The organism is Myxococcales bacterium (genome assembly GCA_012517325.1).
Taxonomy (GTDB): Bacteria; Lernaellota; Lernaellaia; order Lernaellales; family Lernaellaceae; genus JAAYVF01.
In genome coordinates this window covers 37,574-60,110 of record JAAYVF010000093.1, presented here as the reverse complement: position 1 = coordinate 60,110, position 22,537 = coordinate 37,574, and the positions used below count along the sequence as shown (strand labels likewise).

Sequence of the window (22,537 nt, the reverse complement as noted above, 5' to 3'; positions counted from 1 at the left end):
TCCATTCCGTCGCGCCGAGGCGACTTCGTGCTCAGAAAGCGAACCCGGCCTGCACCGTGAACGTGTCGTTGTCCATTTCCGGCAGGCCCTTGAGTTCGGCGCGCCAGATGTAATTGGCCATCAGCTTGAGGGCGTGTTTGCTCGCCAGATGCGCGTTGAGGCCAAAGGTCGTGGCGGCCAATTTGCGTTCGGGCAGAGTTTCGTCGACGAGGTCCAGGGTGTATTCGTCGTAACGCGCCGTCACTTCCAGGATGCGCGGCCAGACGAAGGCGCCGCCCTGCACGTACCAGCCGAAGGTGCTCCAATCCTCGGCGTACTGATTGGCCGTTTCGGCGTCGTCGAGCGCCAGCTCATATTTCGTGGCGATCGCCTCGGCACTGATCGAAACGCCGTACCAGCGGAATTCCGCGTCGGCGCCCCAGGCTTTGACGACCTTGTCCACGTCGTTGTTCTGCAGCAGCGAACCGCCGAGCGACAACGCCGGGCGATCGAATTCCGGCGTCTTGGCGACGGTCTCGTTTGGATAGAACCGCGGCCGCAAATCGCCCTCGCCCGGTCGCAGCGGGCTGAACAGGTCGATCCGCAGGCGACCGGCATACAGCAGGTTGTCGTTGTTGTCGGCCGCGTAAACGCGGTCGCCGCGCCCGTTGAACGCGCCGGCGTTGAGCAGGAGGCGGGCCCAATCGAAAAAGAGGTTGTAGTCCAGGTCGACCGTCGCGCCGAGATCGTAGTGAATCGGCATTTCCTCAATGGCCACCGCCCGATTGATGAACTGCAACTGCGGCGTCGAAACCAGGTTCTGCCGCGAGAACGGGATTTTCATCGCGCCGACGGTCATGCCTTGCGCCGGTTCGAACAAACTGCCGCGCAATTGCTCGGGCAGATAGCGGAAACGGACGTACGCCTCCTCCGGTCCGAAGGTGTATTTGCCTTCGTCGTTAGCCGACACCTCGCCCGTCGCCTTGAAGCTGAGCCAATCGTAATAAGCGCTGCCGGCCATGCCGAGCGACAGCTTGCGCAGGCGGAAATTGCGGTCATCGGCGGGCGAGCCGGGATATTCGATCGTCTCGTCGGCTTTCATCTGGTTGTAAGGCGTGTAACCCACGAGCAGCGAACCGGTCGGACGCAGGTGGTAATAGGTTCGCTTGCCGTAGATTTTGATCAGGTCCTGGTATTGTTCCTCGTTGATAACGCCGTGGAGCCGCAGCAATTCGAGCAGATCCAGGTCCGACATGTCGGAATCCTGCTGATTCCAAGGATCGTTCGAGGTATTGACCGCGAAGGCGACCGCGGCAAGGCCGCAGACCAGGCCGGTGGTCAGCAACAGGGCAATCGTGTATCTAGTCATGCGAAAATTCCTCCATTCGCTTACGGACGGGGAGTAAATAAAATTCGTTGCACCGCCGCGGCGGTGACGTCCGCGAAGGCAAAGGGCACATCGATGGTTTCGTCGGCCGCCCAGCGGGCGAACTGGTCGGCGAAATGCGGCGAGTTGAATCGCTCGCTTTGCCCGCCGGCCAATACGGCCCGCGTCGCGAAGCGATCGCCGTCCAGAGTCATGAAAATCCGGGCCAACGAGAGCCGCGCGACGGAATAATCGCGGACCAGGCAGTTGGTCTCGCCGAAACGCACTGCAAAATCACCGCCGTCAACGTTCGCGGGCCCGCCGGTCGGCGCGACGAAATCGAGCAGATCGGCGCCTTCGAAGTCCAGCGTCGTTTCGACGGCGTGCAGATCGCCCCAGAACCAGAGCGCGGGATCGGCGCCGCGCGTGGCGGTCAGTTCGCCGATCGCATCCGCCAGGGCGCCCAGGACAATTTCATCCCGGCTTTCGACGGCCGGCGTGTCCAAATCGTCCCACCAGTCGAGCGCGGCGAACGGATCGTCCGCGCGGGCGAACAGCGCCGCCAAAACGCGGGCTTCGAGTTGCGGACCGGCGAAAAAGAGATCGGCGGGCGGATCCAGATCGGCCGCCGTAAAATCGTCGGCGAACGTCCGCGCCACCAGGTGATGCAGCCAGACCTCGAACAGCGCCGCGCCGCGCGAGGCTTCTTGCCGGGATTCGGCCGCCAACGCCGGTCGCCAGCGATCCGGTGTCGCCGCCGGCAGCGTCGCATCCCAATGCGCCAGGATCGAAACGGCCTCGGGGGCGTTTTCGCCGAGCAGGTCGGGCCGCCGGGACGCGCTGACCAGCAGTTGCGGAATCAGTAATTCGCCCAACGGGCTGTAATCGTCGGCGAGCATCGCCTGCAAGGTTTCCGGCGTAAGTTCGTCGCCCGCATCATCGGCAAGTTCCAGCAGGCGGGCGGCGCGCCAGCCGGGATCGGCCAGCGCCGCGAAATAATAGGCCCCGGTCGTCGCGTCGCCGTCGCGCAGGGTACCGTAAAGGTCGTTGTCGGCCGCGATCAACAGGCCCGTGTCGGGATCGGTTTGCCGGGTCAATCGGGTCGAGGGCACCTCGCCGTTCCAACCGTTGTCGGCGATCATTCCCGGCAACGGCAGCCACGGCGGCGTTGTTCGCCAATGATCGCGTTGGGGAATTTGCGACGCCGAGAGATGGGCGATGCGACCGTCCGTGTCGGCCAGCATCCATTGGCGGGCGCCCCGGCGAACCCGGGCCAGTTCTTCCAACCCTTCATCGAGCGAACCGGAAGTCTGCAGCGCGATAAGCGCGTTCAGGTCATCGCCGTTTTGCATGCCGGTCCAGCGCAACGCGAGGCAGTAGCCCTTTTTACAGGAGCCGGGAACCAGCGGGCCGTGCCCCGGCACGAACTGGATTTCTTTTTCTTTGCTCGGCGCATCGTCGCCCATGTTCAGCCGGAATTTTTCGGCAATGGTCCGCAACGCAACGGTTTCCCCGCCTCGGAAAACCTCATCCCCGGATTCGGTCAGCATTTCCAGATAGGTGTCGGAGATGTCGTAGGGCGCGGTTGCGCCGATCCAGCCCAGCCGGTCGTTGTGGCCGAGTTGCACGCCCGGCAGACCCGGTAGCGCGAATCCGGCCAGCGAAAGTTCACCGTCACCGACCGTCCGGCTGTCAAGGTGAATCAAATGATACGGCGCCGGTGACAACGGGCGAAACGCCAAATCGGCCGCCAGCATCGCCTGGCCACCAGCCGCGCGCGTTGCGTCAACCGCCACGAGATTCGCGGCGCGGTTTTGGTGCGCCAGGCCGCTCACTGCAGCCAAACCGGCATCCATCGCCTTGGCGAGCGCCTTGCGCGCCGGCCGATACAATCCGGCGAGGCTCTCGTAATCCGGCGACTCTCCCGCTTCGTCCTGTTTTGTCGAGGCTTGACCGGCGCCCGGCGCGGCGGTTGCCGCCGTGAAGAATTCGCCGAACTTGTCCGCGCCCCATTCACCCAGTGCTTGTCCGAGCAGCAATTCGAGATCGACCGAATTGGCGCTCGACCATTGTTCCACCAACAAAACGGCCAACGTGTCGGCGATCGTCCATTCGTCCAACAGGGCCGCATCCGGATTGATCAGACCGGAATATGCCGGCGGCTTGAACGCGCCGTTGCGCGCCGCCACCACGTCATGAAGGTACGAGTTGATCCCCTCGGCATAGGCCTGCAGAACGGCTTGCGCGGACTCGTCAAGCGCCGTCTGAAGGCGATCGACCGCCGGCCGGCCTTTCTCATCCATAAATACCGACCGAAAGTACAGATCGACATCGCCGAGATAGATACTCGCCAGCAGTGAACCGACGAGCGGAAATTCGCCGAGCAATTCGGTTACACGGCCGGTGCCGAGGCGGCGCAGCAGGTCCATCTGGAAAAAGCGGTCTTGCGCGGTGAGGTATCCCTGCAACAGCCAGGCATCATGGTCATTTTGCGCGTACACGTGCGCCACGCCGTGGCTGTCCACCAACACCTCGACCTCGTCCGTCAAGGCTTCGGTCGTAATCACCCGGTTGATCGGCAAACCGAAGGGATCGGCGGTCGTTTTCTTTTCGGCCTCATCACCGCGCTGGCACGCGGCGGCGGCGAAACACGTCAAGACGATACAGATCAGTGCCAACCGAAAATCGCTCGCTTTCATACGTCGCTTCCTTATTGCAGGGGAAGAACCGCGGTCGAACGGGTCATCGACTCGGACCGCACGGTGATTTTCACGTCGGCGACCGGGGCGAGGCCGAATTCCGCGATGCCGTCTTCGCCGGTGAGGGCTTGAAGATCGTTCATCCCGTCGCGCGCCGTCACCTCGACATTCGCCGCCGGCGCGTCGGTGTCGACATCCGAAACCCGGACGTGGAAAAGCTGGTATTCGTTCGGCGTCAGCGCCGGTACGTCGAATTCAAGGCGCGGAATCGCCAGGTATACGCCCAACCAGGTATCGGCGATGGGCCGTACCTCGACCGCGTTCAACGAATCGAGCGGCCAGCCCGAGCGGCTCGGGTCGCCCAACTGCATGCCATGGTCCGAAGTGAGCACCAGCGCCGTTTTGTCGGCCAGGCCCCACCATTCGAGCCAGGCGAACAGCGCGCCGAGATCCTGGTCGATGTGTTCGAGCACCGGCAGCATGTCGTCGCCGTGCGGGCCGATGACGTGGCCGGCGCTGTCGGTCGTCGAGAAGTTCATGATCAGGTAGGTCGGCGACGGCGTGACCCCGTTTTCGTACAGGTAAAAGAACTGCCAGAGCGCGGCCATCTCGGTGTACTGCGCGAAGTAAATATCCCATGGGGTCGTCAGTGACGGCACGGGAAACGGCATGCCCGGCGGGAACTTCAGGCCGAACGGCGGAAACGGCACCTGATGGGTCTGATCGCGAAATTCAAGGTCGGTCTTGTCGGCGCCGGCGACGCTCGGATCCATCAACGACGCGGTGATCGCCCCGGTCTTGAAGAACGGCGACCAATCGCCGAGGTTGCGGTGAACGGCCATGTGCAAGGTCTCGGCCGCGGCCACCGGATTCCAGAAATGCTCGGTCATCAACATCTGGTCGATCGGCGAGGCGCGTTTCATTTTCCGGCGCAGATAGAAGGTATTATCGACGAGCCCATGATGTCCGCTGTAAACGCCCGACCCGATAACGTTGTGACTCGGATACGTGACGCTCGGCCAGTTGGTGATGCTGCCGTAACGGGCCACGGCCCCCTCTTCCACCAGCCGCATAAAATTGGGCAGGTCGGCTCCGTTTTCCTGCAAGCGGCGCATCAGTTCGGTGTGCGCCAGTCCGTCGAGCACCAAGATGATCACGTGCTCGGCGGTCGTGCCGTCCAGCACGCTGTCGATCGAATGACCGTCTTGTTGGGTCAGATAAACCCGATGGCTCCAGACGCCTCGTTCGTCGATGCCGAATGTGGTCGGCAAACCCAACAACCGGGCGACCGTCGGCGCGATGTCCACGTGGCGGACCGGATCTTCGAACATCCCCGGCGAAATGCCCTTGCCCCAGAAAACAAGCGGCGAACGGCTTTGCACGATGTTCAGGCTGCCGTGCTCGCCCAAATCCGCGTCGGCATGCGCATAGGATTTCCAATTGATCAGCAGATCGGCGCTGTCCGGGTGATCGAAATAGGCGGCGATCCGTTCGTAGGCGTAGGGATAGGAATCGGCTTCCGGCTCGATGAACGACAGCCGCGGATCGCCTTTCGGGTATCCTTCCTTTTTTAATTTAATGTCGTTCGGATTGGACCCGGCGGCCAGTTCTTCTTCATACGTCGGGATCCACATCGGGTCCTGCCTGGCCAGCGGATTTTCGCCCTCGACGGATTCCTCGACATATTCATAGCCGTCACGCGTGGCCTCGCGGGTGAACACGACCCAACCGCGTTCGGCGTAAACCTCGTATTCATCGCCGACACGAAAAGCCACGAAATCGACGGTCGGATCGGCAAGCAACGCCGGCAACGCCCGATTCAATGCGGCTTCCTCGTCGTCGTTGATTCCCTGGTCGTACTGGGGATAATCCTGAAAGCCGGTCAGGCCATCGCGGGTATTGTCCAACGTAAATGACGTTTCCGCCGATTCGCCTTGATCGGTTGCGAGCCGGATCGTCACTTCACCGCGGCATCCCGCCTCCTGGTCCCAACTCCACCAGGTGATCGTATGCTCGCCGGCGGCCAGGTTCTCGTGTTCTCCACCGAACACGGCCGTCTGCCGTTTGCCGCGACCACAGGCGCCTGTGTACCACGCCTGTATGGCGCGCGTTTCGCCGGACGGGAGATCGAGCGTGAAACGAAGCGGAATATCGCCGTAATCCGCGTCCGCGCCGGTGATCGTCAGCACCTGCTTCGCGGGAGCCTGGCGATTGCCGTAACTGTTTCGATCCCACGGATGATCCGCATCGGTCCGTTGACAGGCCGCGAACAAACCGGCCAGGATCCAAAAAATGACGATAGAAGTGATTCGTCGTTTCATCGACCGCCTCGCTGAACGGTTGGGGCGACTCCGGTTTTTGTTCGTGACTCAACCGATGCCGCGTTTTCCGCCGCGATCATGCGAGGCGCGCATTTGGGAAAGATGAAGCGCGGATTACTTTTCTGCTAGCGAGCGAAAATTTCGTGGGCCCGACGGGGCGAGGCGATCAAACCTTTACTCCGGAAAGTAAAAAGCCCCGACTCTCTTGAGTCGGGGCTCGATGGATCGATGATTCGCGGATTACAGATAGCCGATGCTGCGCAGCATCTGCAGGCGTTTATTCTGTTGGATGATGCTTTCATCCAGTATGTTGGAGTAGGCACCAAGGGTCCACAAAATCGTGCCGTCAGGCGCGATCATTAAAACCTGCGAGGTGCCGTTGAGCGTATTGCCGTCTGGCAAACGTTCAACGTTGAATCCCTTGACCTCTTTCAGGTCGAATTCCCAAACGATTTGTTTCGCCTGGTTTACTTCGATAATCCGTTCGTGGTCGCCGATCAGGGTATCGCCATTGTCCAGCCGTTGCACGCTTTTCGGGAAATTCAAACCGGAATCGTACGACCAGACTTCGTTCCCTTCTTGATCGACCTCCACCACTTTACCACGATCCGACAGGCAATAAAGCAGATGGCCATCGGCTGCTTCGATCGGGCCGTGCAAGGAAAAAGAGCCGGGCGCTTCATCGATGACCATGTACTCCCAAAGCTTTTCACCTTCCATGGTGATTTTGATGATCGTGTTGTTATTCAGGTCGGAGACCAGGATGTTGCCATCGGGAGTCAACTGGGCGGCGTTGGGCACCACGAACTCGTACCAATCGGAGAAATCGATTCGGGTGGCTTCCAACGTGATCGAATCCAGCAGTGTCACGCTGTAGTCGAAGCAATCGGACATCAAAACCAAATTGCCTTTGCAATCCAACGTATGGGGAAAAGATACCGGCCCCGAATAGACCCAATCGACCTGGTGAAGCGCATTGTACCGCACCAACGCGTTGTGATCGCGATTTACCGCATCGGGCGGATCCACATACGCCACCCAGATCGAACCGTCATCGGTCATACAGGCATCAATCGGGCCTGCGTCGGAGAAAATCGTATTGAAATCTTGATAGGAGTGGTGATTTTCTCCGTCGTCATCCCCGGATGGCGGATTGAAATTATCGCCGTTGTCATCGTCGGCGTCGGCATTGTCGTCAGCCGCCGGGCGAGACGAAGACGAATTGTCGGATTCGGCGCCGCAGCCGATAGCAAATAAAGCCATGGCCAGCAGAAGAATGAGAACTATTTTGTTAGTTTTCATTACACACCTCACTGAATGTTTGGAAAGGTGTTGAATGGGATTGGTTAAAATGCCCGGCAAGAGCTTGGATACAATAATAGTGTAATCTGCTTGCGTTATACGCACAAGTAGACTTTGGTAACATAAGAAAAACCACGCTTTCGCTTCAATCGAAGCGGTTTGGCCTCCCCAGACCTCACCACGTCATGGCATAATATGAGAGGGCTTTGATTAAAAGTCAAATCATTTTGAACCCATTGAAAAATATTAATTTAACGTGAAGTTGGGGAAAATGCGGCTCACGAAAAAATGTTTTCAAGTTTGGAATGGGTAACGCCGATAAAAATAGTAGAAATAAACGCTTCGATCTTTTGAATTCAACCAATACCGACGCTCGAAAGGGCAAACCCATCGCGAGGTGGGGACGCAAAGCTTGGGGTCTTCCGCTTGGAAGATAGCTCGGCTACCGAAGGCGACGGGGCATACGGCCTGGAAATCACGTTTCAGACCATCGTCCCGCCGGCACTTTCGAAAGTGCGGTGAAAGGGAGGAAAGGTTATGAATCGCAATTTCTGGGCCGTATTGATATTGATCGCATTTTTGGGACTGACCGGCTGCAATTCCATCGAAGACATGATTCAGGAAGCGACACAACAAACCGTATCGGTTTCCCGAACTATTTCCAATACCACCAGTGAACGCGACATTCAGTCGGTGACCGTGGTCGAAGGTGTCAACGTCGCCGGCGGTCAGGCGATTCCGGCGGGTGTCGCCAAGGTTGAAAAACTGGCGGATCGCATCGAGGTCACCCGTCTGGGAATGGCTGAGGTGCGTTTCTTCGTCAAAGCCTACGTGGAAAACAACAGCAAACTGGCGGCGTTCGTCACCCTGTATGCGATCCCGAACGCCGAGGGCATCGGCGAACCAATGCCGATCGGCAATATCACCCTCGCCCCCTTTGAAAAACGGGAAGTCGTCAATCCCGGCGATATGGATGAAGGCGCCGATACCATTCACGAGAACCTGAAAGCCATCTTTCTGGCCCTTGGCGACGACTACGAGCTCAGCCCGATCATCCAGGTACAGGGTTCCAATTCCCAGGGCGTGACCGCGGATTTCGTTCAGCTTTCCGCCCAGCCCGTTCTCTGGGATTCGGATCTGATGTCGCCGGGATCGCTGCCGAGTTTCAAAAAGAACGTCAAGCGAGTTTACGACGCGAAGTTGGAAGGCAGCATCACCAATTACGGCGCGAACGTGGCCGAAGTGAAAATCTACCTGACGATCGACCCGGAAGCCCCGCTTGAAGATACCCTTTTGGCGCGGGCTTTCTTGGCCCCGGGCGAAACCCTGGCCGGCTACGAAATCGAAGTCGAAGGCGGCGGCCACATGATTAAAAACGCTTTCGAATCGATGATCGAAGGGCAAAAACTGGTTCAGGATTTCGTGGTTCTCAGCGAGGATCCCTTTAGCGTCAAATGCCGCAATCTGCGGTTGCATGCCAAATTGGTTGTCGAAGCCGACATCTTTTAGCAGTCCCCCGAGTAGTCCTCCCCCATCGTGCGGAGCCCGTTTGGGCTCCGCCGCCACATTAAGGGCGGGATGCGGTCAGCAATTCGCGGCAAGCGGCGGTCACGTCCGCCGGGGCGATCTGTTTCATGCAATGAAAATGGCCGAGTGGACATTTTTGAAAACCGTGCGGACCGCACGGCCGGCAAGGCATTTCGATTTCCACCACCCGATTGGGCGAACCGACCGGCGCGTAACCCAGCGCCGGCGTCGTGCTGCCGAAGACGGCGACCACCGATGTTCCCAAAGCGCCGGCCATATGCATTGGGCCCGAATCGTTGGTGATCAGCAGCGCGGCCCGTGCCAACACCAGCGATAATTCGGGCAACGACAGACGCCCGGCCAGATTGATCGGCAAGGTCCGCAGGCGATCCTGCACCAGGTTGGCCAAAATGATGTCGTCGGCGCCGCCGAGGATGACGGGAACGTAGCCGTCGTCGGCCAGGTCGGATAGGACCGCCGCGAAACCTTCCGGCAGCCAGCGTTTGGTGGCCCAAACCGAACCCGGATGCACGCAGACGTACGGCCGATCGACCGGCAACCCCCACTCCTCCCGCCATTCGTCCGCTTGCGCGATCGCCTGCGGATGCAGCGCCAGTCTTGGCGCGGCCACGAAAGTCGCGACGTTTTTTCCCCAGGCGGCCAGCAGCGACAAGGCGCGGTCCGGCTCCGGGCGACCGGTGTCGCGCGGCAGACGATGCGTATGCAACCAGCGTCCGGCCGAATCGCGAAAACCGACACGGACCGGAATTTGGGCCAGCGCCAGCAACAAGGCGCTGCGAAAACTCGGATGGGGACAAATCGCCGCGTCATAACGGCGGCGGCGCAAACGCGACGCCAGCCGCCAGAGGCCGGTCAAACCGCGATCGAGGCGTCGCTTGTCGAAAACCAGCACTTCGTGCAGCGCCGGATCGGCCGCGAGCAGCGGCGCCCATTGCGGCTGCACCAGGACGTCGATATCGGCGTTCGGCCAGCATCGTTTTGCCGCCGCCCAGAGGGGTTGGGACAACACGACGTCGCCCAGAAAGGCCGTTTGCACGATCAGCAGGCGGTTCACAGCCGCCGCTCCACCAGCGACCGTTCCCAGAGCTTGGCGTATTTACAGAAGACGTAATAGGCAGTCAGGATGCAGACCAGCAAACCGTGACGACCGTCCAAAAAACCGCCCTGCGCCACGTATTTTTTCAAAAAGGCGAACGGCGGCCGGAACAAGAGATCCGGCAGCGACGCCCGCCGGCCCTTGGCCCAGAATTGTTCCGCCATGATGGAGGTGTATTTGTCGATTTGCTGCAAATGGTGCGACAGATCGCGGTAGCTGTAATGCAACAAGTCGCCGGCTAGTACGCCGGTCCGGCCCGCGCAAATCACCTCGTCGTGCGGATCGTAACCGCCCCAGCGCGACCGGCGGCGGTCGAAGAGCCGAATCCGCGCATCCGGGTACCAACCGGAGTGATTGATCCATTTGCCGAGGTAAAACGTCCGCCGGTTGACGAGATAGGCGTCGGCGGCGGGTTCGCGCGTTTTCCAATCCTCGATGAGGTGCCGCAGCGGTTCGCTGACGACCTCGTCGGCATCGAGACTGAGAATCCAGTCGTGCGCGGCGAGGTCGACCGCGTACTGTTTCTGCCGCACATGGCCTTCCCATTCGTGCGTCACGACGCGGTCGGTGAATTGCCGCGCGATCTCCACGGTCTGATCAGTGCTGCCGCTGTCGACCACGACGATTTCATCGGCGAACGGCACGCTGGCCAGACAACGGGCGATATTCCGTTCCTCGTCGCGGGTGATGACGGTAACGGAAATCTTCATGACCGCTACTTGCGCCCCGCGTCGGCCAGGAATTTCTCGATGCCGATGTCGGTCAACGGATGGGCGATCATTTTTTCGACCAGGTTGAAGGGTATCGTCACCGCATGGGCGCCGGCGAGCGCGGCCTGTTTGACGTGCAGCGGATGGCGCACCGAGGCGACGACGATTTCGGTGGCGAATTCGTACCATTCGTAGATGTCGACGATCTCCTCGATCATCTCCAGGCCCTCGACGCTGACGTCGTCCAACCGGCCGACGAACGGGGCGATGTACGCGGCGCCCGCCTTGGCGGCCAGCAAGGCCTGATTGGCGTTGAAGACCAGCGTGACCGTGGTCGGCACCTGGCGGTCGGCGAAATAGCGCACCGCGCGCAGGCCGTCCTTGCAGAGCGGGATTTTAATGACGACGTTCGGCGCAAGGCGCGCCAGCTCTTCGCCTTCCTTGACGATCTCGTCATAGGAAATACCGACGGTTTCCGCGTTCACCGGCGCCTTGGTGACCCGGCAGATTTCCGCGATGACCTGCGCGTTCGGCTTGCCGGTCTTGGCGATCAGCGACGGATTGGTCGTTACGCCGTCGCACAAGCCCAGGGCCACGGCGTCCTTGATTTCGTTGACGTTGGCGGAGTCGATAAAGATCTTCATGCGAATTCTCCTTGGGTTCAGGCCAATCCCTGTTCGCGCAAAAAGCGGGCGATCGGCGTCACCTGATCGAGCAGCTCGGGCAACTCGTCGCCGAGGCAGATCATGCTGGCCGCGTCGCAGGCCGCGGTGAAGGGAGCCGGATGGGTTTCGATGAACAGCGCGTTCGCGCCTGCGGCGACGCCGGCGCGGGCCAGCGTGGCGGCGAATTCGGGCTCGCCGCCTTCCGGGTCGGCGCTGGAACGGCCGTAGATGCGCACGATGTGGGTCGGATCGACGACGACCGGAAAGCCCAACGACTGCATGATCGGCACGCTACGGGTGTCGAAAACCAGCCGATGATAGCCGAAGCACGACCCCCGGTCGGTCAGCAGAATCTGATTGTTGCCGACGTAGCGTAGTTTCTCGACGGCGCTGCGCATATCTTCCGGCGCGAGGAATTGCCCTTTTTTCACGTTGACCGGTTTGCCCGCCTCGCCCACCTTGACCACCAGGCTGGTTTGCTGGCACAGGTAAGCGGGGATCTGCAGCACGTCGAGCACCTCGGCGGCCGCGTCGACGTCGGTTTCCCGGTGCACGTCCGACAGCACGGGCGCGCCGAGCCGTTCCTTGATTTTAGCCAGCATTTCCAGGCCGTCGTGCAGACCCGGCCCGCCGAAGCCCGTCGGCTTGCCGCGATTGTCCTTCTCGTACGAGGCCTTGAAAATGTAACCGAGGCCCCGCTTGGCGGTTTCCTTGACGAGCGTCTCGCCGATGTGAAGCGCGTCGTCGAGATTTTCCAGCACGCACGGACCGGCGATGAGCGCCAGGGGCTCGCCCTTGCCGATCAAGACGTTGCCGACCTTGACGCTGTTCATGAGGTTTCCTCCAGTTTTTCCGCCGCCTCCGCGGTCAGGCGCGGGATGCCTTCCAGCACCGGGTAGCGCAACCGCGCGGCGTCGCAAATCAGCCAGCGGCCGTCGTCGGACAACCGCAGCGGCTCGCGGGATACCGGGCAACGCAACAGCCGCAACAATTCCTCGTCCAGTTCCATCGTCTTACTCCTTCAAGCCGCGCAGCCACTCGTATTCGGCGCGCAAGCCGTCGGTCAGCGCAACCTTGGGGGAATAGCCGAGCAGCCGTTGCGCGCGTTCGATATCGGCCGCCGTATGCCGGACGTCGCCGCGCTGTTTGCCCTGGTCGACCAGGCGCAAGTCCCGGCCGTTGATTTCGCGCAAGACCGCCAGGACCTGATTGACCGTCACCCGGTGGCCTCCGCCCAGGTTCATGACCTGCCCCTCGCAATCGGCGGTCGCCGCGGCCACCACGCCGTCGACGATGTCGTCGACGAAGGTGAAATCGCGCGTCTGTTCGCCGTCGCCGAACACCGGCAGTTCCCGGTCGGCCAGCGCGGCGCGGCACCACTTGTGAAAGGCCATGTCCGGCCGCTGCCGCGGGCCGTAGACCGTGAAATAGCGCAAGGAAACGGTCGGCACGCCGTAGGCTTTGTGGTACAGCACGCACAGATGCTCGGCGGCCAGCTTGGTCACGCCGTACGGGCTGATCGGCCGCGGATGATCGTCCTCGTGTTCCGGAAACTTGTCGGTATTGCCGTAGACGCTGGACGAACTGGCGTAAACGAACCGGGCCGGCCGCAAATCCTTGCAGGCTTCCAACAACCGTTGCGTGGCATTGATATTCAGTTCGGTGTAAATGCGGAAACTGTCGCCCCAGCTCGCACGCACCCCTGCTTGCGCGGCCTGATGAAAAATCCAATCGCCCGGCGACAACACCGCCGTCAGATCCAGGCGGTTGAGGTCGTCCGCGATGAAACGGTAGCGCGGATGGCGCCGCGCTTGCGCCAGATTGGCCTCTTTGAAGGAACGGGCGTAGTAGTCGGTGAAGCAATCGATGCCGACCACCTCGTGGCCCAGCGCCAGCAGACGTTCGCTCAGGTGCGAGCCGATGAACCCGGCGGCGCCGGTGACGATGCACTTCATCGTTTGTCCTTTCCTTGTTGGATCCGCGCGATGATGTCGGTCGTGTTGTGATCCTTGGGACCGCCCACGATGGCGACCCGGCCGCCGTACGCCCGGACCGTCTCGACCTCGGGCACCGTATCGACGGTATAGTCGCTGCCCTTGGCGTGCACGTCGGGCTGCAGTAAAAGCAGCAGCTTCGCCACGTCGGTTTCCTCAAAAGTCGTGACGAAATCGACGCACTCCAGCGCGGCGACCATCTCGACGCGATCGGCCAGCGGCACGATCGGCCGGCCCTCGCCCTTCAATTGGCGGACGCTGCCGTCCGAGTTGATGGCCACCACCAAAACGTCGCCTTCGTCGGCCGCGCCCTGCAAATAGCGGATGTGCCCCAGGTGCAACAGATCGAACGCGCCGTTGGCAAAGACGATCGATCGGCCCGCTTGTTTCAGTTCCGCCACGCGGGCCGCCAATTCCTCGCGATCGACTACTCGCGCCACGGATTGATCTCCAGCGCGGCCCGGATTTCCTCCGGCGTCACGACGGCGGTTCCGTGTTTGAGCACCTTCAAACCGGCGGCGACGGTCGCCAGCCGGGCGGCGGTCGACAGTTGGCACTCGGGCACCGTGCCGGCCAGGGCGAATGCGGCCATGACCGTATCGCCCGCGCCGGTGACGTCGGCGATTTGGTCCGTGCCGTAAATCGGGATGAACTCGCCGGGCCGGCCCTTCTCTTTCAGGTACATCCCCTTTTTGCCGCGCGTCACGGCGACGGCATGGGCGTCGGCGCCCATCAGCACCCGTTCGGCGGCCTGGACGACGTCCCGGTCGTCCCGGATATCGAGGTGACAGGCGGCGCCGGCCTCGGGTTCGTTGGGCGTGAACATGTAAGCGCCCTTGAATTCCATCAGGCGAAACCGGCTGTCGACCATCACCTTGCACCATTCGCTTTCGGCGATCGCCGCCATGCGGGTGATCATCGTCTCGGAGAAAACGCCGTACCCGTAGTCGCTGACGACCATCAGGTCGGATTTGCCGGCCGCCCCTTCCACCGCGTCGAGCAGCCGTTTTTCCAGTGCGCCGCCGACCGGTTCGCGGCGGCCCCGGTCGACCCGCACCAACTGCTGGTAGGTGGTGTGCAAACCGCTGGCGACGATCCGCTCCTTGGTGGTGGTCGGCCGATCGTCGGTGCGCTGGACGAACGCGGTATCGATGCCGAGGTTCCGCATCGTCTGGATCATCATGTCGCCGTACAGGTCGTTGCCCGCGAAACCGACGACGATCGGCTCGCCACCCAGGGCCTTGATGTTGTGGGCCGTGTTGGCCGCGCCGCCCAGGGCGATCTTGTCCTGTTCGTGTTCGATGATCAGCACCGGCGCCTCGCGGCTGACGCGCGCCGCCTGGCCGTAGACGAACAGATCCGCCACCAGGTCGCCGACGACGGCGATCGAATGGCCCGGGAATTGCGTCAACAGGGACAGCAATTGCTCGTTCATGCGCCGATCTCCCGTAATATCCAGTCGACCGCTTCCGCGAGGTCCGCGGCGACGAAATCGGGCTTGGATTTCCACAAATGCCGCTGGTATTCCCAATCGCCCTTGCCGTAACCCGTCAAAACGAAAATCCCTTTGCCGCCGACACGTTGGATCATTTCGACATCGGTGATTTTATCGCCGACGGCGAAGGAACGGGACAGATCGAGGTCCAGGTCGCGCGCCGCCTGCTCGATCATGCCCGTTTCGGGTTTTCGCCAATGATGCGGCACGTTGTAGGGCGGCTCCGCGCCTCCCTTGACGAAAGGCGAATAATAGAGGCCGTCCAGATGCGCCCCCGCGGCGGCGAGCAATTCCGCCAGCCGTTGATGCACCAGATCGATCAATCGGATCGGGAAATAGCCGCGCGCCACGCCGGCCTGGTTAGTCACCAGCACCGCCGGAACGGCGTGTTGATTCAACCGGCGGATTGCCGGACCGCTCGACGGCAGCAACCTCAGGCGATCGACGTGGTTGACGTACCCGACCTCCTCGGTCACGGTGCCGTCGCGATCCAAGAATACCGCCGGTCGCGGCATGCCGCACTCCTCCTTCGGGCTGATCCGGAATCCATTAAATCGTTTCGCGAAGCCTTGCCGCGACAAAATCCGACAATCGCCGCAACTCGCCTTCCGGCCCCTCCAGCGAGAAGTCGGCCACGAGAATCTCGACGTTCGCCGGCAACTTCGCGGGCAACTTTACGGCATCTTTCGCGGTGGTGGCAAGTCGCGAAATGTTTTGGGATTTCGCCAGCGCGATCAATGCCGACAGGTCGCTCGGAGTGTAAAGATGATGGTCCGGGAAAACCCGGCTCGCCGCCACCGGCCAACCAGCGCGAGCCAATCCCTGAAAAAAGTCCTCCGGACGGGCGATCGCCGCAAACGCGAGCAGCGGCTTGTCCGCCGCCGGCTCGACGGAACGGCGGTCCGACAGCGAGGCAAGTCGCACCTGGCCGTACCGAAACCGGAAAATCGGCCCGGTGAAACCAGAGCGGCGGATTTCCGGCTCCACTTCCGGTTCCTCGCCGGCGGTCACATTGAGCAGCACCGCCCCGGCCCGACGAATCGCACCGGCCGGTTCGCGTAACGGCCCGGCGGGAAAGCACCGTCCGTTGCCCAACCCATCGCGGCCGTGAATCAAAACCAGATCCAGGTCGCGCCGCAAAGCCAAATGGGAAAATGCATCGTCGCAAATGACAATCCGGCTGGAAAACCGGCTCACGGCCGTTTCGACCCCAATGGATCGGCGCGCGCTGATGATGACCGGAACACCCGGCAGCGCATCGGCCAATAACACCGGCTCATCCCCGGCCTGTCCGGCGTCCAGCAAACGGGTGGCCCCGTCTGAAACCACACAACACCATCCTTCCCGACTGCCACGGTAACCACGGCTGACCACCGCCACCGCCTGTCCGGAATCCTTCAAGTCGCGGGCCAGCCAGGCGGTGACCGGGGTCTTACCGGTTCCGCCGAGCGTCAGGTTGCCGACGCTGACCACCCGGCAGACCGGACGAGCGGCGGAAAACCAGCCTTGGCGATAAGCCCGAGCGCGCAGCGACAGGATCAGGCCGTAGATCAACCCGAATGGGATCAATAAAGCGGATAGGATATTCCAGGGGAAATTAGGACGGCGGTGGTAGGCGGCCCCGGTCAAACGAGACATCAAACCCACCGGCATTCCCCCTCAGGCGATAAGAGGCGCAATGCGCCCGTCATCCGTTTTCCAGATAATTGATGAAAATTACTGTAATGCGGCCCCTGGAATCGGGCAAGGAAAAAGTGAGCCGTTCTTTCGGCGGGAAACGCGCGGATAAAAAAAGGGCCCGGATTTCTCCGAGCCCTTTGAATAGCCGATTCGACTTGGATCAGTCGTTGAACGGATACCACGTGTCACCACGATTGTGCTTGGTGCTGAAGGTGTAACCGGACTGATTGTTCGCCGTGAAGGTGAAGGTGACTTCCGGGTCGTCAGTCAGGTTTTTATCCCACACCAACAGGTCGGACAAAGCGCCGGCATAGCCGCCGCCCGCACCGCTGTGGCTGTTCTGATAATACAGTTCCTGGGCGACCTTCGCGTTGTAGCCCGAACTCTGAGCCGACGCATTGTAGGCCCGGACGCGGAGCTGCACGAAGTTCGGGATCGCGATCAGGGCCAAAATGCCGATGATGGCGATAACGATCATCAATTCGATCAGGGTGAAGCCTTTGTTCCGTCTCATTACCTTTCCTCCTGCTGGTTATGCAATATGCAATCAAAAAGCCAGTTTGTTCGGTGATAAGTTTAGCAAGAGATGTGCCACGGGAGGGTCATCAGCCCAATATCTGCTTTATTCAACAAAATCAGCTAGATAAATTTTCGATAGCCTTGATGTCCATCGAAAATTTCTCATGTTTTCCGCCTATTATCGTCACTTGCGGGGAGGGTGAGACAAAAATTGTCACTCGTCGCCAATCGAATCGGTCTCATCGTCATCCGCCACATCGAAGTTATGTTTTGCTAAGCGGTATCGCAAGGAGCGGAAGGAAATGTGCAGCAGCTTGGCCGCGCCTTTTTTGCTGCCGTGGCTGAGTTGCAGGGCCTGTTTGAGCAGATCCCGTTCGGTTTCATCCAACAGCCGGTCCAAATCGAGGCCGCTTGCCGTCACCTGGGCTACCGGCGTCGTTTCCACGTTCGCCAGTTCCGCCGCCAACAGATGTGGCGGCAGCGAATCCTTCATGATGACGTTTTCCCGTTCCAGGGCGACGGCGCGTTCGATGATGTTTTCCAATTCGCGGACATTGCCCGGATAGCGGTATTTTTGCAGGCAAGCCATCGTTTCTTCGGCGATTTTCAAAATGTTCTTCTTCAGCAGGCGGTTGTATTTTTCGAGGAAGAATTCGGCCAGGATCGGGATGTCGACCCGCCGTTCGCGCAGGGCCGGCATGCGGATCTGGATCACGTTGAGCCGGTAGTACAAATCGTCGCGGAAGCGGCCGTCCTGCACGGCTTTTTCCAAGTCGCGGTTGGTGGCGCTGATCACTCGCACATCGATCGGCACATCGCGCACCGCGCCGACGGGCATGATCCGCCGCTCCTGCAAGGCGCGGAGCAATTTCACTTGCAAGGGCGTCGGCAGTTCGCCCACTTCGTCCAAAAAAATCGTACCGCCGTCCGCGATTTCCAGCAGGCCGTGTTTATCGGCGTACGCGCCGGTAAAACTGCCCTTTTTGTGGCCGAACAACTCGCTTTCCAACAATTCCGCCGGAATCGCGCCGCAATTGATCACCACGAACGCCTTTTTGGCGCGCGAGCCGTTGGCGTGGATCGCCCGCGCCACCAGTTCCTTGCCGGTGCCGGTTTCGCCGGTGATGAGGATGTTGGTCGGCGTATCGGCCACCCGCTTGATCAGGTCGTAGGTTTCCAGCATCCGCGGATCGCTGCCGATGAGATTGTCGAAGCCGTAGCGCTGGCCGAGCTGTTGCTTGAGGGCGATGTTTTCACGCGACAAATCGCGCCGTTCGAGCGCGTTAAATACCAGCAGGCGGATTTCGTCGACTTTGAACGGCTTGACGATGTAATCGAAAGCCCCGTTCTTCATCGCCTCGACCGCGGTGTCGTGGCTGGCGAAGGCGGTGATCATCAGCACCGGCAGGTTCGGATCGACGGCCTTGGCCTTGAGCAACACTTGCATGCCGCTGACGTTGGGCATTTTAATGTCGGTGATCACCAGGTCGAACGGCTGGCTGTCGAGCAGTTCCATCGCCGCCTTGCCGCCCGGCGCCGTGGTGACCTCATAGCCTTCGCGCGTCAGAAAAATCTCCAGGAATTCGCGCATGGAGGATTCGTCGTCGACGACCAGAATTCGCGGCTTCATGCCTGCCTTCCTTTACCGGTGGAATGCGTTCGATGGTAGGGTCTCGGCGGGCAAATAGCAAGATCTGGACAAGATTCGGGAGCGCTTGCATAGTATGGGCCGCGAAAAAGGAGGCCGCTTTGCTGATCGACACTCATTGTCACCTGGAATGGAACTCGTACGACGCCGATCGCGACGCGGTGGTGCGGCGAGCCGAACAAAACGACGTCCGGCGGCTGCTCACCATCGGCACCAATCTGCCCGACGCCCGCAAGACGCTGGCGATCGTCCAAACCTACCCCAACGTTTACGGGGCTTTCGGCATCCATCCGCACGACTCGCAAACGGCCGACGCCGCGGTTTACGCCGAGCTGAAGGCAATGGCCGGCCGGCCGAAAATCGTCGCCTACGGTGAAATCGGCCTCGACTTCTTTAAAAACTATAGCCCGCGCGAGGCGCAACTGGCCGCTTTTGCCGCTCAGGTGCGACTGGCACGCGAACTCGACCTGCCGATCATCATCCACGATCGCGAGGCGCACGAGGCCACGCTGGCGATTCTGCGTGCCGAAGGAGGCTCCTATCGCGGGGTCTTCCACTGCTTCGCCGGCGACGAGAAAATGGCCGAGGAAGTGCTGGCGCTCGGTTTTCACCTGAGTTTCACCGGCAGCATCACCTACGAAAACAAATCGAAGGCGCACCGGATCATCCGGGAAATGCCGTTCGAACGGCTCATGCTGGAAACCGACTCCCCGTTCCTGACGCCCGTGCCCCATCGGCGCGAGCGCAACGAACCGGCGTACGTGCGCCTGGTGGCCGACCAGGTCGCTGCCATCCGGCAAGAACCGGTCGACGAGGTGATCCGGCAGACGACGCTGAACGCCTATCAGCTTTTCAAATTCGAAAACCAGGGCCGCCGGCCGGAAATCGCTTACGAGTACAAGGGAGCGTTGTACCTCAACCTGACCAGCCGCTGCACCAACCGCTGCTCGTTTTGCGCGAAATTCCCCGCGTTTACTCTGGACGGGCACTATCTGGCGCTGGAACGGCGCGAGGAACCGACGGTCGCCGAGGTCCTCGACGCGATCCGCGAGCCGGCCAAGTACCCGGAAATCGTTTTTTGCGGTTTCGGCGAACCGACCCTACGCTGGAACGACTTGATTCAAATCGCCAAGGCGCTGAAAAGCCGGGGCGCCCGACGCATCCGCCTGAACACCAACGGCCACGCCGACCTGATCAACAAGCGCGCGGTCGCGCCGGAAATGAAAGGGGCGATCGACGCAGTCAGCGTCAGTCTGAACGCGCCCGACGCCGCAGCCTACCGGGAGCTTTGCCGGCCGGCCTTCGGCGAACGGACTTTTTCCGCCGTGGTGGAATTCATCAGGCGCGCCAAGCAATTCGTGCCCGAGGTCGTGGCCAGCGTCGTGGAGGTTCCCGGCCTGAATGTGGCGGCTGCCCGCCGGCTGGCTGAAGAAAGCCTGGGTGTGCCGCTGCGCGTGCGCTGAAACGCCGATTCGTCCCGCTCTTGAGATATTCCTTCATTCAAGGCCATAATACCGCCATCGTTTCGACCATCCGGGGGAAAGCGATGCGCAAGGTTTTCATCCTCCTCGTATTCGCCGCCGCGAGTCTGTTGCCGTTTTTCGGTTTCGCCGAGGAAAAGCCGGCGCCGGCGGACAAGCCGACGCAAATCGATATCGATTCGCTCGACGGCCGCCGCTACCAACTCGCCCTCAATCGCTCGATGAACGACATCCTCGCCTGCTATTCAAAAGAATTGGCGAAACAACCGGGTTTGCAAGGCAAGCTGGAACTGCGCGTGACCATCGAAAAATCCGGCGCGACCCGCTCGGTCGAGGCGCGCCAGGATACCTTGAAGAACGAAACCGTCACGAAGTGCATTCAGGATTTGTTGCTGGCCAAGACCTGGCCATCGCATTCCGAGTCGGTGTATTTCGACAACATCTTCAATTTCACCGCGACGAAAAAGTAACCGGCAACGCGACCCTCCATGAAGAAACTTCCTTTTCTTTATTTGCTGACCGTGCTCGCGATCGTTGCGCTGTTCGGCTGCGACGACGACTCCGATTCAACCGCGGAAGAAGATCAGGCGGACGACGATGACAATGACAATGACAATGACGATTCCACCGACGACGACAATGACAGCGCGGATGACGACGACAACGACGACTCCGTCGCCGACGACGACGATGACAATGACAACGACGATTCCACCGACGACGACACTTCCATTGAACCTGAGCGGGAGTGGTTCTTCGACGCCCAGGGTCGCGTCGCGCTTTATCACGGAGTGCAGATCATTCAGCAACGCGATCCTTACATTTCGTGGCACACCGAGGCCGATTACGACCGCCTGGTCGAATGGGGCTTCAACTCCATCCGGCTGGGCATCGTCTGGGCCGCGGTCGAACCCGAGCCGGGCGTCTACAACGAGACTTTTCTGGAACAGCTCGACGAACGGATCGCCTGGTGCCGTGAGCGCGGCATCGCGGTCATCCTCGACATGCACCAGGATCTGTACGGCGAGAAATTCAACGGCGACGGGGCGCCGGCCTGGGCCACGGAGGACAACGGCCTGACCTACGTCCCGTGGGAGCCGTGGTATCTCAATTATTTGCAGCCCGCGCTGGTGGCGGCCTTCAACAATTTCTGGCGCAACAGGAACGGCGTGCAAGACGCCTACGTCGCGATGTGGTCCCACCTCGCAAAGCGGTACGCGGACGAACCGGCCGTACTCGGCTACGACTTGATGAACGAGCCTTTCTTCGGAACCTATCTGCCGCTCTTCGTCTTCGACCGCTTCGCCCTGGAGCCTTTTTACCGCAACCTGGCGACGGCCATGCGGACTGACGACGAGGACGCCTGGTTTTTCGTCGAACCGGCGGGCGCGGTGGGCGCCGGTCTGCCGTGCCACCTGGGGTTGCCAGACGTGCCCAACGTCTCCTACGGGCCGCACCTGTACCCGTTCGTCTCGGTGATATTGAGCGTTTACCTAGGCCTGCCGCTCGAAATCGAATTCGTCCTGGACGCGATCGATCGCACGGCCAGACGCATGGCGGCGCCGGTCTGGGTCGGCGAGTGGGCGCTCTTCAACGGCCAAACGGTGAATCACGAACAATACATGCGCGATGCGACGCGCCTGCTCGACGAACATCTGGCGAGCTGGTCATACTGGGTTTACAACAAGGACGACAACGTGGGCTTGCTCGACCCGGACGGCAACGAGCGTGCCTGGGTGCTGGACGCGGTATCCCGGCCCTACCCGCAAAAAACGGCGGGCTACCCCGAAAGTTTCGCCTTCGATCCTGACGCCGGGATTTTCACCCTGGTCTGGACCGAAAACCCGGTGGCGACCGGCCCGACGGAAATCTACATTCCCCGCCGCCACTTCCCCGGCGGTTTCATCCTCACCTGTTCCGATCCCGACGGCGAAGGGAGCTACACGTGGAACGAGGCGCGTCAGGTGGCGTCGATCGAGGCGAATCGGCAAATCGCCCGGCACAGCGTGATGATTGAAACGATGAAATGAACCG

The 22,537-nt window shown here is 60.9% G+C and carries 20 protein-coding genes and 1 riboswitch; of the genes, 4 read left to right on the top strand and 16 right to left on the bottom strand.

Annotated features, from left to right (window positions below):
• Window positions 1–31: 31 nt before the first annotated feature.
• The 4 genes from GX444_16675 to GX444_16660 form a co-directional block, all read right to left on the bottom strand.
• Window positions 32–1,348, bottom strand: a complete 1,317-nt coding sequence (locus tag GX444_16675) for a hypothetical protein (GenBank protein ID NLH50216.1) — start codon at window positions 1,346–1,348, stop codon at window positions 32–34.
• Window positions 1,349–1,368: 20 nt separating this feature from the next.
• Window positions 1,369–4,044, bottom strand: a complete 2,676-nt coding sequence (locus GX444_16670) for a penicillin acylase family protein (GenBank protein ID NLH50215.1) — start codon at window positions 4,042–4,044, stop codon at window positions 1,369–1,371.
• 11 nt (window positions 4,045–4,055) lie between these two features.
• Complete coding sequence (locus tag GX444_16665; protein NLH50214.1) at window positions 4,056–6,365, bottom strand: hypothetical protein; 2,310 nt, start codon at window positions 6,363–6,365, stop codon at window positions 4,056–4,058.
• A 240-nt stretch (window positions 6,366–6,605) separates the two neighbouring features.
• Window positions 6,606–7,667 carry a PQQ-like beta-propeller repeat protein gene (locus GX444_16660; protein ID NLH50213.1) on the bottom strand — a complete coding sequence of 354 codons (1,062 nt, stop codon included), beginning with the start codon at window positions 7,665–7,667 and terminating at the stop codon, window positions 6,606–6,608.
• Window positions 7,668–8,037: 370 nt separating this feature from the next.
• Window positions 8,038–8,117: riboswitch (cyclic di-GMP riboswitch) on the top strand.
• An 87-nt stretch (window positions 8,118–8,204) separates the two neighbouring features.
• Between GX444_16660 and GX444_16655 the strand changes: the two genes are divergently transcribed.
• Window positions 8,205–9,176 carry a hypothetical protein gene (locus GX444_16655; protein ID NLH50212.1) on the top strand — a complete coding sequence of 324 codons (972 nt, stop codon included), beginning with the start codon at window positions 8,205–8,207 and terminating at the stop codon, window positions 9,174–9,176.
• Between the two features lie 58 nt (window positions 9,177–9,234).
• On the opposite strand, the gene waaF is transcribed toward GX444_16655, so the two are convergent.
• The 12 genes from waaF to GX444_16595 form a co-directional block, all read right to left on the bottom strand.
• On the bottom strand, window positions 9,235–10,269 hold the full coding sequence (gene waaF / locus GX444_16650; GenBank protein ID NLH50211.1) for a lipopolysaccharide heptosyltransferase II: 1,035 nt from the start codon (window positions 10,267–10,269) through the stop codon (window positions 9,235–9,237).
• A complete protein-coding gene (locus GX444_16645; protein ID NLH50210.1) occupies window positions 10,266–11,021 on the bottom strand; it encodes a glycosyltransferase family 2 protein in 756 nt (251 codons plus the stop codon). Before GX444_16645 ends, waaF begins: the two co-directional genes overlap by 4 nt.
• A gap of 5 nt (window positions 11,022–11,026) precedes the next feature.
• Window positions 11,027–11,665, bottom strand: coding sequence for a fructose-6-phosphate aldolase (gene fsa, locus GX444_16640; GenBank protein NLH50209.1), 639 nt, complete (start codon window positions 11,663–11,665; stop codon window positions 11,027–11,029).
• A 17-nt stretch (window positions 11,666–11,682) separates the two neighbouring features.
• Window positions 11,683–12,519, bottom strand: a complete 837-nt coding sequence (gene kdsA, locus GX444_16635) for a 3-deoxy-8-phosphooctulonate synthase (protein ID NLH50208.1) — start codon at window positions 12,517–12,519, stop codon at window positions 11,683–11,685.
• Window positions 12,516–12,695: a Trm112 family protein gene (locus GX444_16630; GenBank protein NLH50207.1), complete on the bottom strand. Its 180-nt coding sequence runs from the start codon at window positions 12,693–12,695 to the stop codon at window positions 12,516–12,518. Before GX444_16630 ends, kdsA begins: the two co-directional genes overlap by 4 nt.
• 4 nt (window positions 12,696–12,699) lie before the next feature.
• Entirely contained in the window at window positions 12,700–13,641 is a 942-nt protein-coding gene (locus GX444_16625; GenBank protein NLH50206.1) for an NAD-dependent epimerase/dehydratase family protein, read from the bottom strand.
• Window positions 13,638–14,120, bottom strand: a complete 483-nt coding sequence (locus GX444_16620) for an adenylyltransferase/cytidyltransferase family protein (protein NLH50205.1) — start codon at window positions 14,118–14,120, stop codon at window positions 13,638–13,640. Before GX444_16620 ends, GX444_16625 begins: the two co-directional genes overlap by 4 nt.
• Window positions 14,108–15,115, bottom strand: coding sequence for a sugar kinase (locus GX444_16615; protein ID NLH50204.1), 1,008 nt, complete (start codon window positions 15,113–15,115; stop codon window positions 14,108–14,110). The genes GX444_16620 and GX444_16615 overlap by 13 nt, the downstream gene beginning before the upstream one ends.
• Window positions 15,112–15,690, bottom strand: coding sequence for an HAD-IIIA family hydrolase (locus tag GX444_16610; GenBank protein NLH50203.1), 579 nt, complete (start codon window positions 15,688–15,690; stop codon window positions 15,112–15,114). Before GX444_16610 ends, GX444_16615 begins: the two co-directional genes overlap by 4 nt.
• Before the next feature lie 34 nt (window positions 15,691–15,724).
• A complete protein-coding gene (gene lpxK / locus GX444_16605; protein ID NLH50202.1) occupies window positions 15,725–16,813 on the bottom strand; it encodes a tetraacyldisaccharide 4'-kinase in 1,089 nt (362 codons plus the stop codon).
• A 202-nt stretch (window positions 16,814–17,015) separates the two neighbouring features.
• The gene (locus GX444_16600) at window positions 17,016–17,369 is read right to left on the bottom strand and encodes a prepilin-type N-terminal cleavage/methylation domain-containing protein (protein NLH50201.1); all 354 of its coding nucleotides are present in this window, start codon (window positions 17,367–17,369) and stop codon (window positions 17,016–17,018) included.
• Between the two features lie 219 nt (window positions 17,370–17,588).
• Complete coding sequence (locus tag GX444_16595; protein ID NLH50200.1) at window positions 17,589–19,004, bottom strand: sigma-54-dependent Fis family transcriptional regulator; 1,416 nt, start codon at window positions 19,002–19,004, stop codon at window positions 17,589–17,591.
• Window positions 19,005–19,123: 119 nt separating this feature from the next.
• Here GX444_16595 and GX444_16590 point away from each other — a divergent pair, with 119 nt between their 5' ends.
• From GX444_16590 to GX444_16580, 3 genes are all read left to right on the top strand, one after another.
• Complete coding sequence (locus GX444_16590; GenBank protein NLH50199.1) at window positions 19,124–20,485, top strand: YchF/TatD family DNA exonuclease; 1,362 nt, start codon at window positions 19,124–19,126, stop codon at window positions 20,483–20,485.
• Window positions 20,486–20,568: 83 nt separating this feature from the next.
• Window positions 20,569–20,973: an AgmX/PglI C-terminal domain-containing protein gene (locus GX444_16585; protein NLH50198.1), complete on the top strand. Its 405-nt coding sequence runs from the start codon at window positions 20,569–20,571 to the stop codon at window positions 20,971–20,973.
• An 18-nt stretch (window positions 20,974–20,991) separates the two neighbouring features.
• Window positions 20,992–22,533, top strand: coding sequence for a glycoside hydrolase family 5 protein (locus GX444_16580; protein ID NLH50197.1), 1,542 nt, complete (start codon window positions 20,992–20,994; stop codon window positions 22,531–22,533).
• Window positions 22,534–22,537: the final 4 nt, after the last annotated feature.

Coding starts and splice junctions, on each gene's coding strand:
- GX444_16655 (NLH50212.1), top strand. CDS start 8,205: ATGAATCGCAATTTCTGGGCCGTATTGATATTGATCGCATTTTTGGGA.
- fsa (NLH50209.1), bottom strand. CDS start 11,665: ATGAAGATCTTTATCGACTCCGCCAACGTCAACGAAATCAAGGACGCC.
- GX444_16660 (NLH50213.1), bottom strand. CDS start 7,667: ATGAAAACTAACAAAATAGTTCTCATTCTTCTGCTGGCCATGGCTTTA.
- kdsA (NLH50208.1), bottom strand. CDS start 12,519: ATGAACAGCGTCAAGGTCGGCAACGTCTTGATCGGCAAGGGCGAGCCC.
- GX444_16580 (NLH50197.1), top strand. CDS start 20,992: ATGAAGAAACTTCCTTTTCTTTATTTGCTGACCGTGCTCGCGATCGTT.
- GX444_16675 (NLH50216.1), bottom strand. CDS start 1,348: ATGACTAGATACACGATTGCCCTGTTGCTGACCACCGGCCTGGTCTGC.
- GX444_16645 (NLH50210.1), bottom strand. CDS start 11,021: ATGAAGATTTCCGTTACCGTCATCACCCGCGACGAGGAACGGAATATC.
- GX444_16615 (NLH50204.1), bottom strand. CDS start 15,115: ATGAACGAGCAATTGCTGTCCCTGTTGACGCAATTCCCGGGCCATTCG.
- GX444_16665 (NLH50214.1), bottom strand. CDS start 6,365: ATGAAACGACGAATCACTTCTATCGTCATTTTTTGGATCCTGGCCGGT.
- GX444_16610 (NLH50203.1), bottom strand. CDS start 15,690: ATGCCGCGACCGGCGGTATTCTTGGATCGCGACGGCACCGTGACCGAG.
- GX444_16625 (NLH50206.1), bottom strand. CDS start 13,641: ATGAAGTGCATCGTCACCGGCGCCGCCGGGTTCATCGGCTCGCACCTG.
- lpxK (NLH50202.1), bottom strand. CDS start 16,813: ATGTCTCGTTTGACCGGGGCCGCCTACCACCGCCGTCCTAATTTCCCC.
- GX444_16595 (NLH50200.1), bottom strand. CDS start 19,004: ATGAAGCCGCGAATTCTGGTCGTCGACGACGAATCCTCCATGCGCGAA.
- GX444_16585 (NLH50198.1), top strand. CDS start 20,569: ATGCGCAAGGTTTTCATCCTCCTCGTATTCGCCGCCGCGAGTCTGTTG.
- GX444_16670 (NLH50215.1), bottom strand. CDS start 4,044: ATGAAAGCGAGCGATTTTCGGTTGGCACTGATCTGTATCGTCTTGACG.
- GX444_16600 (NLH50201.1), bottom strand. CDS start 17,369: ATGAGACGGAACAAAGGCTTCACCCTGATCGAATTGATGATCGTTATC.
- GX444_16630 (NLH50207.1), bottom strand. CDS start 12,695: ATGGAACTGGACGAGGAATTGTTGCGGCTGTTGCGTTGCCCGGTATCC.